10 protein-coding genes are annotated in these 12,012 nt (G+C 65.5%); 8 read left to right on the forward strand and 2 right to left on the reverse strand.

Features of this window, described 5'->3' with window-relative positions; translation table 11 throughout:
• Positions 1-92: 92 nt before the first annotated feature.
• Complete coding sequence (locus ACE191_RS15905) at positions 93-866, reverse strand: porin family protein (RefSeq protein WP_400193226.1); 774 nt, start codon at positions 864-866, stop codon at positions 93-95.
• A gap of 231 nt (positions 867-1,097) precedes the next feature.
• Between ACE191_RS15905 and ACE191_RS15910 the strand changes: the two genes are divergently transcribed.
• Positions 1,098-2,849: a lysophospholipid acyltransferase family protein gene (locus ACE191_RS15910; protein ID WP_400193227.1), complete on the forward strand. Its 1,752-nt coding sequence runs from the start codon at positions 1,098-1,100 to the stop codon at positions 2,847-2,849.
• Between the two features lie 76 nt (positions 2,850-2,925).
• On the opposite strand, the gene ACE191_RS15915 is transcribed toward ACE191_RS15910, so the two are convergent.
• Complete coding sequence (locus tag ACE191_RS15915; RefSeq protein WP_400193228.1) at positions 2,926-3,477, reverse strand: hypothetical protein; 552 nt, start codon at positions 3,475-3,477, stop codon at positions 2,926-2,928.
• A gap of 674 nt (positions 3,478-4,151) precedes the next feature.
• Between ACE191_RS15915 and ACE191_RS15920 the strand changes: the two genes are divergently transcribed.
• The 7 genes from ACE191_RS15920 (at position 4,152) to ACE191_RS15950 (ending at position 11,993) form a co-directional block, all read left to right on the forward strand.
• On the forward strand, positions 4,152-5,159 hold the full coding sequence (locus tag ACE191_RS15920; protein ID WP_400193229.1) for an amino acid--tRNA ligase-related protein: 1,008 nt from the start codon (positions 4,152-4,154) through the stop codon (positions 5,157-5,159).
• A gap of 133 nt (positions 5,160-5,292) precedes the next feature.
• On the forward strand, positions 5,293-6,162 hold the full coding sequence (locus tag ACE191_RS15925) for a dihydroorotate dehydrogenase (RefSeq protein ID WP_400193230.1): 870 nt from the start codon (positions 5,293-5,295) through the stop codon (positions 6,160-6,162).
• The gene (gene pyrF / locus ACE191_RS15930) at positions 6,150-6,929 is read left to right on the forward strand and encodes an orotidine-5'-phosphate decarboxylase (RefSeq protein WP_400193231.1); all 780 of its coding nucleotides are present in this window, start codon (positions 6,150-6,152) and stop codon (positions 6,927-6,929) included. The genes ACE191_RS15925 and pyrF overlap by 13 nt, the downstream gene beginning before the upstream one ends.
• Entirely contained in the window at positions 6,892-7,509 is a 618-nt protein-coding gene (gene pyrE, locus ACE191_RS15935; RefSeq protein WP_400193232.1) for an orotate phosphoribosyltransferase, read from the forward strand. The genes pyrF and pyrE overlap by 38 nt, the downstream gene beginning before the upstream one ends.
• A 41-nt stretch (positions 7,510-7,550) precedes the next feature.
• Entirely contained in the window at positions 7,551-8,000 is a 450-nt protein-coding gene (locus tag ACE191_RS15940) for a hypothetical protein (protein ID WP_400193233.1), read from the forward strand.
• Between the two features lie 3 nt (positions 8,001-8,003).
• Entirely contained in the window at positions 8,004-11,045 is a 3,042-nt protein-coding gene (locus ACE191_RS15945) for an AIR synthase-related protein (RefSeq protein WP_400193234.1), read from the forward strand.
• Between the two features lie 15 nt (positions 11,046-11,060).
• A complete protein-coding gene (locus tag ACE191_RS15950; protein WP_400193235.1) occupies positions 11,061-11,993 on the forward strand; it encodes a phosphoribosylformylglycinamidine synthase subunit PurQ in 933 nt (310 codons plus the stop codon).
• Positions 11,994-12,012: the final 19 nt, after the last annotated feature.

The following is a 12,012-nucleotide window of genomic DNA, read 5'->3' on the forward strand; positions in this document are numbered from 1 at the left end:
GCCTTTTTACTTGTTTATGTGAGCCAATAAGGAGCGGGAAGCAGAGTTATGAAATTGGGTTGCGGTCCGATTAGAACCGCCAGAACTACGCGTTAAAAAGAGAAGTTCACCGAGGCTTTGATGACGCGGTTCTGGGCATCGAAGCGGTTGTTTTTGTCGAGGGAACTGAGGCCGTAGTCGTAGCCGGCGCTTAAACCCAGGCCGTTGCCGAACTGGTAGCCGGCGCCGCCGGTCAAACTGAAGTCCAGCTCGCGGAACTGGTTGCGCACGTCGAAGTCCTGCTGGTAGGCCTCAAAGCCCAGGGCCCCGGCTTCCACGCGCACCTTGTTGCTGAGCAGGTAAGAAGCCTGCGGACCGGCGTACACGTACAGGCCCGGCGTGATATAAGCCTTGGCCAGTACCGGCACGTCGAGATAGGCCATGCGCGAGGTGGCCGTGACGCGGGCGTTCAGGAAGTCGAACTGCTCGAGCGGCACGCGGCCCACCAGGGCCATGCCTTTCTCCGAGTACTGCAGGCCCGGCTCGATGGTGAAGCGCGCGCCCACCGGCAGCGTGACGTAGGCCCCGGCGTGGAAGCCCGTGCGCTGCTCCTTGCTGACGGCGCCATTGGTCAGCTCCGCCAGATCCATTACGGTCGATACCGCGTCGCCCGACCAGTCGGCCACGTTCAGGCCGGCGCGGATGCCGAAGTGCACGCCGTCGGCTTTGTTGGCCGCGTTGGCGGGCGAGGAGTACGTGCTGCGAACCGGGGCCGACGCGGTGCGCGGTACTACGTGGGGCCGCACCTGGGCCAGGGCAGCGGTGGAAGCGCCGACGAGCAGAGCGGCGGATAAGGCCAATAGGCGGGTAGCGCGGTTCGTTTGCATGACCACGGGGAAGTAGAGAGGAAGAAGAAAAAGGAAGGCCGCTGCTGCGTTTCGAGCTCGGAGCAGGCCGGTTGTACAGGTCTGAATACAAAACCGTGCCAAGCCGTGCCCGGGCCTTGCTACTGGAGATATAACGTTTTTGTAACTACCTGATAATAGCCGATTAATCCTGGGTTCAGAAGTTTGGCTCGAGCCGGATCCGCGTCGGTACCCGGCTTATCTCCCCAAGCTATGGACTTGCTTTCTTCTTCCCTGCCGCTGCCCGCCGCCCTCGGGGCCCGCTCGCGCGCCGTGCTGCAACCTTGGGTGCAGCAGCTGGCCCGGTTGCGCGAGCTGCGGCAGCTCTACGAGCAGGTGCAGCACCTGAGCGGCCTCGAGTGCGTGGCGGCCATTCTGCAGCAGCTGGGCATACGCGTCGATTGCGACCCGGCCGAGCTGCGGCGGGTGCCCGCCGGGGGGGCTTTTATTGCCGTGGCCAACCACCCCAGCGGCATGCTCGACGGGCTGGTGCTGCTGCACGTGCTGGCACAGGTGCGCCCCGAGATTCGCGCCGTGGCCAACGAGCTGCTGGCGCCGCTGCTGCCGCAGTTGCGGGCGCAGCTGGTGCTGGTGCAGCCGCAGGCGGGGCCGAGCCCGCGCAACGTGCCCGGCGTGCGGCAGCTGCTACGCTATTTGCACAACGACGTGCCCCTGCTGCTGTTTCCCGCCGGCGAGGTCGCCCACTCCACTCGCCCCTTTCAGCCCGCCACCGATGCGCCCTGGCACCCCACGGCCGGGCGCCTCATGGAAGCGGCCCGCCTGCCGGTGCTGCCCATCTGGCTCAGCAGCCGCAACGGCCCGGCCTTCAGCTGGCTGGGCCTAGTGCACCCGCTGCTGCGCACCATTCGGCTGCCGGCCGAGCTGCTCAACAAGCGCGGCCAGACGGTGCAGGTGCGCATTGGCCAGCCCGTGACGGCCGCCGAGCTGCACGGCGTGCCCGCGCTGGCACGCCTGGCCTACCTGCGGGCGCGGGTCCACGCTTTGGCCTCGCCTGCTGCCGGCGACGCGGCTACCCTGGCGGCCCTGACGCCGGCCACCGCGCCGGTGGTGGCCGAAACGGCGGCGGTGCTGATTGAGGCCGACCTGGCCGCGCTGCGCCCCGGCCGCTGCCTGCTGCGGCACCGGCACTGGGAGGTGTACGTGGCCAAAAGCCGTGAAATTCCCCAGGTGCTGCGCGAAATCGGACGCCTGCGCGAGGTTACGTTCCGCCGCGAAGGGGAGGGCAGCGGCCAGGCCCTCGACCTGGACCGCTACGACGATTATTACCGGCACCTGTTTCTGTACGACCGCGCCGCCCGCCGGCTGGTGGGGGCCTACCGGCTGGGGCCGGGGCGCGGCATTCTGCACCATCACGGCAAGCGCGGCTTCTACCTGCATTCGTTGTTTCGGCTGGGCAAGGAGCTGCGCCCCCTGCTGCTGCAGTCGGTAGAGCTGGGGCGCTCCTTCGTTCGGGCGGAGTACCAACGCCAGCCGCTGCCGCTGGCGCTGCTGTGGAAGGGCATTGCCGCCTACCTCGACGCCCACCCCGGCTACCGCTACCTTATCGGGCCGGTGAGCATCAGCAGCCGGTTTTCGGAGGTATCCAAGTCCATTATCACGGCCTACATCCGCCGGCACTGCTTCGACGAGCACCTGGCCGCCCACGTGCGCCCGCGCAAGCCTTTCCGCTACCGCCCCCTCGATGGCGCCGACCCCACCGAGGTGCTGCAGGCGGGGCTGGGTAGCGTGGAAACCCTCGACCGGCTGATTGGGGGCATCGAGCCCGGTGGGGCGGGCGTGCCGGTGATGCTGCGGCAGTACCTGCGCCAGAACGCCCGCTTTATCGGCTTCAACATCGACCCGGCCTTCAGCAACGTGCTCGATGGCTTCCTGGTGCTCGACGCCCACCAGCTGCCCGAGCGCACCCGGCGGCTGCTCGACCGGTACGGCTCCGACGTAGCCTAAGCCAAAGCATTAAAAAGCCGAAAGCCGCTTCTGCAAGCGGCTTTCGGCTTTTGGTAAGCAGGTAAGCAAAGCGCCGTTACAGGCCCACTTCGCCGTCTTCGGTTTCCGGGCGGCTGTTCATGTACGAGCGGAAGCTCAGGGCCACCTCGCTGGCCCGGGAAACGGCCTGCGCCGTAATGCGCCGGTCGTTTTTGGTGCGCTCAACCGAGCGCTCGGCCCGCAGCTGGGTCAGGTAATCGTCGAAGGATACCAGGGCATTGGGGTTTTCTGGGTCGGCCGCCACGCGGAACGCCCCCACGCTGTAGCTGTAGCCCTGGTCGGTGGCCTGGAACACGAACTCGAACTGGGCTTTGCGCTCGAACTCCTTGCCGTTGCCGGCTACCAGCTTCAGCACCATCTGGCCCGGAATGCGCACCGAGCCGGCGGCCGGGTCGCTTTGCAAACCGCTGGCCGGGCCGAAGCTGAAGTGCTGCTTGGCCCACTCGACGGCGCGGGCGTGCAGCACCTGGCGGCTGAGGTTTTCGGTAATGACCCGCTCACTTTTTTCAACGGGCGCTTCTGACTGCGCCTGGGTTGGCCCGGGGCGCAGGCTCAGCAACAAAATCAAGGCAAAGAAGACGTGTTTCATAAGGCGCAGCGGCGGGTTTCTCCTGAGGCTGAAAGCGGCGGCAAAGTTCCGGCCGAACCGCCATCGGTGGGCTACCTCAGGATTGTGAAAACATGAACTTTTGCGCCGCCCCAACCCGCGCAGCAGGCCGGGGACGGCGCTGCAAAGTTAGAGATTTTGCACTTTATTAATTGAGGTGATTTTGCGGGCCGGGCGGCTAACGGGCATCAGGCTTGCCTGGATAGCCGGTTCGCAGCTGCAAAACCCTGGCCGATGGATTGCGGTCTGGTTGTTTTAATTCGGCACATGTAGTTGGGAAACAATTTGATAGCTGCGTGTTGGCTAGGGGCGCAATGGATACCTTAATAATATAAGCGTGGCGAGGCTGCCGGATTAGGACAATAAAAAAAATCGTGGCGACAGTACTTGCATGTTGAAAGAAGTTGGATACTTTTGCGACGTGCTTCTGAATAATCAACATCGGATGAAGCGCAGAACGGCTCACCCGCCGGTTCTGCAACGGGGTCGAAACCCGTTCCCCTCCGTTGATTTCGTTTCGTTTTTCTGCTTTTCCCTCGTTCGCCGCCCGGTTGTTACCGGAGCGGTTTTTTTGTGTCCGCTCGGTTCGGATGCCAGGGAAAACAGCTGCCGGCGCTAACCCTTCACACCCACATAACCCACACTTCATCCACACAATGGAACAAACCCTCGCACCCGCCAAGGTTCAGAACTACAACCTGACTGTGACGCCCCAGCGCGTGGCCGTGATTAAAGTTTGGGACGCCATGCTGCGTGGCGCTCGTCAGTACGTGGAAGCCAACGGTTTCATGGGCGTGCACAACATGCCGCACATCGTCGGGGTAACTGGTGCCTGCGAAAACACCGACACCCTGTTCACCCTCGACTGGTACGACGGCGAGAAGATGTTCCTGCCCCAGTCCAACCAGCTCTACATCGAGATGCTGACCCAGGCCATTCCCTCGGGCCGCGTGTACGGCGAGATGATGAGCTTCCGCAAAGAAGCCAAGGCGGACAACCGCCGCCTGGCCCAGTTCCAGCTGTTCGAAATCGAGCACCTGGGCGACCTGGACGAGCTGCTCGGTCACATCGGTGGCGTAGTTCGCTCGGCCGCCAACAAAGTAGCCGAAGAGTGCGCCGCCGAGCTGGCCCTGTTCGGCCGCGACGCCAAAGACCTGGTGGACCTGACCTTCAAGCGCATCACCTACACCGAAGCCGTGGAAGTGCTGCAAGGCGACAAATTCCCCGAGCTGCAGTGGGGCGACGACCTAGAAGCCCGCCACGAAGGCCGCCTGACCGAGCTGATGGGCCCGATGTTCGTGACCCACTACCCCGAGGAAATCAAGTTCTTCAACATGCGCAACAACGACGAAGACCCGCGCGTGGTAAACTCCTCCGACCTGCTGCTGCCGCTGGCCGGTGAGTCGGCCGGCTCGGCCGAGCGCGAATTCGACGGCGACAAGCTGCGCGAGAAGCTCGACAAGTCCTCCATGCTGGAAGGCCTGCTGCGCCAGGGCATGAAGCGCGAAGACTTCGACTGGTACCTGGACTTCCACAAAGACCACGAGGTGAAGCTGCACTCGGGCGCCGGCATCGGCCTGGCTCGCGTGGCCCAGTTCATCCTCGGCCAGACGGACATCCGCAACTGCGTACCGTTCCTGATCAACCGCGACAACGCTATCTAAGCTTGCTGCCCCCAAAAGGCCCGGTGTTACTGCCGGGCCTTTTGCTTTTTCCGGGCCGGCACCGCGCGCTAGTAAGCCGCCGGGCCGCTGACCGGGCTCACCCCCACGAGGACCCGAAACCACTCCCTTTCCCATGCAACTCGGACCCTCCCTTACCCTGCAAAACCCCGTGTGCTTGGCCGCCGCGCCGTGGCAGCTGCCCGACGACCTGGGCTACGAGCGGCTCGGGGCCATCTTTACCAAAACGGTTATCATGGAGCCCCGCCCCGGCGGGCGCGGCCACGGCGTCATTCGCGTGGCCGATGCCTCCCTGCTGAACACCACCGACCGCCGCACCGACGGCGCCGAACAGCTGGTGCAGGAACAACTGCCCCACCTGTGCCGCCACGGGGTGCCCGTGCTGGTGAGCATCACCGCTCCCGGCATTCCCGGATTTCGAAAAATCGCCCGCTTTCTGGCCCGCGAAGCCGCTGGTCAGATTGCCGGAGTAGAAGTATACATCAGCAGTCCCACCACCCTGAGCGGCTTCGAGCTGACGCCGCGCTTCGTGCGCGAAGCCACCGAGGCCGTGCGCACCGAACTCGGTGCCGAGGCTGCCCTGGTCGTGAAGCTGCCGCCCTGGCCCGACCACGTGCGGGCCCTGGCTTTGGGCGCGCAGGAAGGCGGCGCCTCGGCCCTGGCGGCCAGCAACACTCTCAAAGCCCTGCACATTCCGGCCCACGGCGAGCCGCTGCTCGGGGGCCTCTCGGGCGAGGCGCTGCGGCCCATGGCTTTGCGTTGCGTCTACGAGCTGGCCCACGACGAAAAGCTCAGCTTGCCGGTTGTGGGCACCGGCGGCATTTTCACCGCCCGGCACGTGAGCGACTACCTGCGCTGCGGCGCGTCGGCCGTACAGGTGGCCACCGGCGAGTTCCTGGAACCCGGCCTCACCGCCCGCCTCGCCGCCGAGTGGGAAGCAACTGCCTCGTTCACCACCAGCCGCGCTGCCGCATGCAACAACTAACCCGCCGCGCCCAGACGGCCCATTCCCTGCTTTGCGTGGGCCTCGACCCGGTGGGCACTTCCGACACCGAAGTAGCCGCCCGCCTGCACGGCGTGGTGCAGCAAACCGCCGAATTTGCCGCCGCCTTTAAGCCCAACCTGGCCTTCTTCCTGGCCCGCCCCGACGGCGTAACCCTGCTGCAGCGCCTGCGCGAGTGGATTCCGAGCGACGTGCCGATGATCCTGGACGGCAAGTTCGGCGACATTGCCAACACCGCCGACCGCTACGCCGCCTTCGCCTACGACATCGTTGGCGCCGACGGCGTGACGGTGAACCCCTACATGGGCGACGACGCCATTCTGCCCTTCGTCCGGCCCGGCAAGGCGGTGTTCGTACTGGCCAAAACGTCGAACCAGCCCGCCCACTCCTGGCAGGACGAGAAGCTGGTGCGCGGCGGGACGGTCAGCGATTTTTCCGCCGACGTGGTGCAGACGCTCAGCCGCGACTACCCGGGCCTGGGCCTGGTTGTAGGTGCCACTAACTCCGAAGCCCTGGCTCACCTGCGCCGGCGCTGTCCCGCGCTGTGGTTTCTGGTGCCCGGCGTGGGCGCCCAGGGTGGCGACCTGGCCGCTACCGTACGCAGCGGCGGCCGCCCCACCGACGGCCTCGGTCTGCTCATCAACGCTTCCCGCAGCATCTGGCAGGCTGCCGACCCCGGCGCCGCCGCCCGCGACCTAACCCAGCAAATCCATGCCCTACGCACCGAGCGCGTTTCAGACGCAGTTTGAGCAACAGCTGCGCGGCGAAGACGCCCTGCTCAGCGGCCACTTCCGTTTGTCCTCCGGCCTGCACTCCGATACCTACGTGCAGTGCGCCCGGTTTCTGCGCCGACCCGAGCTGGCCGCCCCGGCCCTGGCCGAGCTGGCCCGGCTGATTCAGCAAGCCGACCTGCAGCCCGATGTGGTAGTGGGCCCGGCCATGGGCGGCGTGGTGGTGAGCTACGAGCTGGCCCGGCAGCTAGGCACGCCCTCCCTGTTCACCGAGCGCGACGCCGACACGCGAATGGTGCTGCGCCGCGGCTTCACGCTGGAGCCGGGGCAGAAGGTCATCATCGCCGAAGACGTGGTAACCACCGGCAAATCGACCCTGGAAGTGGCCGCCGTATTGCGCCAGCTGGGAGTAGAGGTGCTGGGCGTAGCCTGCCTCATCGACCGCACCGGCGGCCGCCACGAACTAGACTTCCCGCTGTTTGCGTTGTTACCGGTTCAGGCGGCCACGTACCAGCCCGAAACTTGTCCGCTGTGCGCCAAGGGCCTGCCCGCGGTGAAGCCCGGAAGTCGGCCCGACGCAGTGCCGGCGCTTGCGTAAGGGCGGCGGCTGTCGTTCCTTTGTATCTCCTTCGCGACCCTGTGCAACGAAGAATTCTCCATTCCTCCCCCAAGCTGATTCGGCTTCGCCCCCAGGCCAAGTTCGACAGTATGTGGCGCCTCGACATGCTGCTGAGCGTGGCCGAGGGGCACCGGTTGGACGCACAGCGGGTCGAAATCGAAGAAGTGCTGGCCGAACGGCAACAACGCCTCCGGACTTGGTCGCAATCCGGCAGCCGCAACGGCACCGCCGACTTAGCCGAACACCGAACGTTTCTGGAATTGGCCGCGCCGCAAGCTGCCGCCGATTCTGCCGAAATATCTGCCGCTAAGCATTTTGCTTCGCACCACATGGTAAGCCGCCTCGCGGCCCGTTCGACGGGCGCGGGGCGGCTTACCGCTTTCTTGGGGGTTGCCGCTGCAGCCCAATCCGGTTCGGCTGGCGCTGCTGGCGCTGCGTCGTTCTCATTCTGTTCGCCTCCCGCCTTCTGAGCTTTGGAAAACACCGCTTCGCATACCATCCAACTGATTCCGCGCCCCGGCCAGCACGACGGCGAAGGCGCCCGCGTGGCCGAAGCCGCCCGGCGCCACCTGCACCTGCTCACCGGCCGCGTGCAAACCAGCGCCGTGTACACCGTGCGCTACCCGCTGACCGCGGAGCAGCTCCAGAGTTTCGCCGCCCAGTGCCTGCAGGACCCGCTGCTGAACGACGCCGCGCTGGACCAGTGGGCCATCGGACCGGAGTTCAGGAGCTACATCCTCGTAGCCAAAGGCCCCGGCGTGACCGACGACGAAGGCACCTCGGCCCAGAACGCGCTGCAGGATTTCCTCGGGTTGGAACTGGACATCCGCACCCAGCACATCTTCAGCAAGCGGCTGTATTTGCTGGAAAGGGAGCTGCCGGAAGCCGACCTGCGCCGCCTGGCCGAGGAGCTGCTGGGCAACAAGCTCATCAACCGCTTCGTGGCGGGCCACACCGCCCAGGGCATCCGCGACTTCACGCCCCAGCCCGGCGGCGGCGCCGACTCCACCACGCACACCATCCGGCTGGAGCACCTGACCGACGAGGAATTGGTGCAGCTGTCGAAGGAGAACGTGTACGCGCTGAACCTGGCGGAAATGCAGGCCATTCGGGATTACTTCTACTCGCCCGAAACGCAGATCAGCCGCGCCGATGCCGGCCTGACGCCCGACCCCACGGACTGTGAGCTGGAAATCCTGGCCCAGACCTGGTCGGAGCACTGCAAGCACAAGGAGTTTGCGGCCCTCATCCGCTACCGCAACGCCGTCACGGGCGAGTCAACCGAAATCGACGGACTGTTCAAAACCTATATCAAAGGAGCGACTTCCGAAGTCGACCGGCTGCTGCGCGCCAACGGCAACGACTGGCTGATTAAGGTGTTTTCGGACAACGCCGGCGCGGTGCGCATTAATAAGGAGTCGTTGTTTGTCTGGAAGGTCGAAACTCACAACTCGCCCTCGGCCATCGACCCCTACGGCGGAGCCATTACGGGCATCCTGGGCAACAACCGCGACCCGCTGGCTACCGGCATCGGCGGCGCGCGGCTGCTCTTTAATACCAACGTGCTCTGCTTCGGGCCGCCGAACTGGGCCGGGCCGCTGCTGACGGGCCAACTGCACCCGCGCCGGGTGTTCGAGGGTGTGCGCAAGGGCATCGAGGACGGCGGCAACAAGTCGGGCGTACCGACGGTGAACGGCGCCATCGTGTTCGATGAGCGCTACCGCGGCAAGCCGCTGGTATACTGCGGCACCGGCGCCGTGCTGCCCATGCAGCTAGCGGGCCAAGACGCCTGGGAGAAGAAAATCGATGCCGGCGACCGGATCATTATGGCCGGGGGCCGGGTGGGCAAGGACGGCATCCACGGCGCCACGTTCAGCAGCATCGAGCTGGACGAAGCCGCGCCGGCCACGGCCGTGCAGATTGGTTCGCCCATCACGCAGAAGCTGGCTATGGACTTTCTGCTGCTGGCGACCCGCCGCGGCCTGATCAAGTGCAGCACCGACAACGGCGCGGGCGGCTTGTCCTCCTCGGTGGGCGAGCTGGCCGGCATCAGCGGCGGCGCCACGGTGCAGTTGGAAAAAGTGCCCCTGAAATACCCCGGCCTGCGCCCCTGGGAGATTTTCCTCTCGGAGTCGCAGGAGCGGTTTACGCTGGTGGTGGAGTCGAGCAAGCTGGCCGAGCTGAACGCGCTGGCCGCCGACATGGAAGTGGAGCTATCCGACATCGGGCAGTTCACCGATAACGGCCGCCTCGACGTGACCTTCGACGGGCAGCCGGTGGCTTCGCTCTCGCTGGAATTCCTGCACGAAGGCGTGCCGCGCAAAGTGCTCGACGCCGAATGGCAGCTGCCGACCTTGCACGAGCCCAAGCTGCCGGCTTCGCTCGACGCGACGGAGCTGCTGATCAAGCTGCTGGGCGCGCTGAACATCTGCTCCCGCGAGGCGGTGATTCGGCAGTACGACCACGAGGTGAAAGGCCGCACGGTGGTGAAGCCACTGATGGGCCGCACCGGGCAGGCGCCGCAGGACGCGGCCGTGGTGCAGTTCAACTTCGAGTCGTGGGAAGGCGTGGCGGTGAGCAACGGCATTCTGCCGCGCTACGGCGACATCGACCCCTACCAGATGTCGGCCGGCGCCTTTGACGAGGCCGTGCGCCAGATTATTTCGGTGGGCGGCAAGCTGCCCAACCTGACGCCCGGCGACGGAATTTTCTGGTCGGTGAACGACAACTTCTGCGTGCCCGACTCGGTGTACGACCCCGTCACCAACCCCGACGGCAAGCAGAAGCTGGCCGCCCTGGTGCAGCTCTGCGAGGCCCTGCGCGACATGTGCGTGGCCTACCACATTCCGCTGACCTCGGGCAAGGACTCGATGAAAAACGACTTCAAGGCCGACGGGCAGAAGATTTCGGTGCCGCCCACGGTGCTGTATTCGATGACTGCCCTGATGCCCGACGTGCGCCGCGCCGTAACGTCGGACTTCAAAGCCCCCGGCGACGTGGTCTACCTGCTCGGCGACACCTACGACGAGCTGGGCGGCTCGGAGCTGTATCACCTCTTCGGGGAAATGGGCCAGAACGTGCCCCGCGTGCGCCCCGCCGAAGCCAAGGACCTCTACCAGAAAGTAGGGGCGGCCCACGAGCAGAGCCTCATTCTGTCGTGCCACGACCTGTCCGACGGCGGCCTGGCCGTAGCCGTGGCCGAAAGCCTGTTCGGCGACGACAACCTCGGCGCCGAGCTGACCCTGGAAGGCGAGCTGCCGACCCTCACGGAGCTGTTCTCGGAAAGCCACTCGCGCTTCGTGGCCACCGTGGCCCCGGAAGACGTGGTAGCCTTCGAAGCCCTGCTGGCCGGCCGCGCTACCCGCCTCGGCGTGGTGACGGACGGTGGCCGTTTGGTGATTCGTCACCACGATAAAACGGTGGTAGATGCCGCCACGGCTGACCTGCGCGAAGCCTGGACCAATGGCCCGGTGAACCGCGTCATGGCCGGCGAAGAACTAACCCTGCAAGCTTAGAGAGGAGTGGCGACGATGAGCAATCAAGCAGAAAACCTGACGACGCAGATGGTTTCGGGCCAAGAACCAAGAACCAATAACCAACAACCAGTTCACGCCCTGGTCCTGACGGGCTTTGGCATCAACTGCGAAGAAGAGCTGGCCGCCGCTTACCGGCTGGCGGGCGGCGCGGCCACCATCGTGCACTTTAATGAGGTGCTCAACGGGCAGACCAGCATCCACGACTACGACGTGCTCAACTTCCCCGGGGGCTTTTCCTTCGGCGACGACCTGGGCTCGGGCGTGGTCATGGCCAACAAGGTGCGCTTCCGCAAGCTGCCCGCGGGCCGCACGCTGCTCGAGGAAATCGGCGCCTTTATCCAGGCCGGCGGCTACGTGGTGGGCATCTGCAACGGCTTCCAGATGCTGGTGAAAATGGGCCTCTTGCCCGATTTCGCCGGCCAGCAGGAGCGCGAAGTGACGCTGACCCACAATGCCTCGGGTCGCTACGAAGACCGGTGGGTGCGCCTAGCGGTGAACCCCAACAACCGCTCCCCCTTCCTCAAGGGCCTGACCTCGCTGGAAGTGCCCGTGCGCCACGGCGAAGGCCGCCTGGTTATCCGCGACGAGGCCATCCGCAGCCGCATCCTGGCCGAGGGGCTGAACTGCCTGACCTACTGCGACGCCACCGGCTGCGAAACCGAGCTGTACCCGCTGAACCCCAACGGCGCCGAGCTGAACTGCGCCGGCCTCACCGACATCACCGGCCACGTCTTCGGCCTGATGCCGCACCCCGAGGCTTTCTTGTCGCTCTACAACCACCCCGACTGGGCCCGGCGCAAGCGCCTCGACCCCACGCTGTCGGAGGAAGGCGACGGGCTGAAGCTGTTCCGCAACATCGTGGAGCACATCAGCCAAAGCCGCGCCGCGCAGCCCGCTGAGGCTGCCTCAACCGAAGTTTCTCTTTAGCCAAACATAGCCGCTAGAT

Source organism: Hymenobacter sp. B81, from assembly GCF_044628455.1.
GTDB lineage: Bacteria > Bacteroidota > Bacteroidia > Cytophagales > Hymenobacteraceae > Solirubrum.

Bases quoted from the DNA above. Each gene is read 5' to 3' on its own strand.
- ACE191_RS15905 (WP_400193226.1), bottom strand. From the start codon at position 866: ATGCAAACGAACCGCGCTACCCGCCTATTGGCCTTATCCGCCGCTCTG.
- ACE191_RS15910 (WP_400193227.1), top strand. From the start codon at position 1,098: ATGGACTTGCTTTCTTCTTCCCTGCCGCTGCCCGCCGCCCTCGGGGCC.
- ACE191_RS15915 (WP_400193228.1), bottom strand. From the start codon at position 3,477: ATGAAACACGTCTTCTTTGCCTTGATTTTGTTGCTGAGCCTGCGCCCC.
- ACE191_RS15920 (WP_400193229.1), top strand. From the start codon at position 4,152: ATGGAACAAACCCTCGCACCCGCCAAGGTTCAGAACTACAACCTGACT.
- ACE191_RS15925 (WP_400193230.1), top strand. From the start codon at position 5,293: ATGCAACTCGGACCCTCCCTTACCCTGCAAAACCCCGTGTGCTTGGCC.
- pyrF (WP_400193231.1), top strand. From the start codon at position 6,150: ATGCAACAACTAACCCGCCGCGCCCAGACGGCCCATTCCCTGCTTTGC.
- pyrE (WP_400193232.1), top strand. From the start codon at position 6,892: ATGCCCTACGCACCGAGCGCGTTTCAGACGCAGTTTGAGCAACAGCTG.
- ACE191_RS15950 (WP_400193235.1), top strand. From the start codon at position 11,061: ATGAGCAATCAAGCAGAAAACCTGACGACGCAGATGGTTTCGGGCCAA.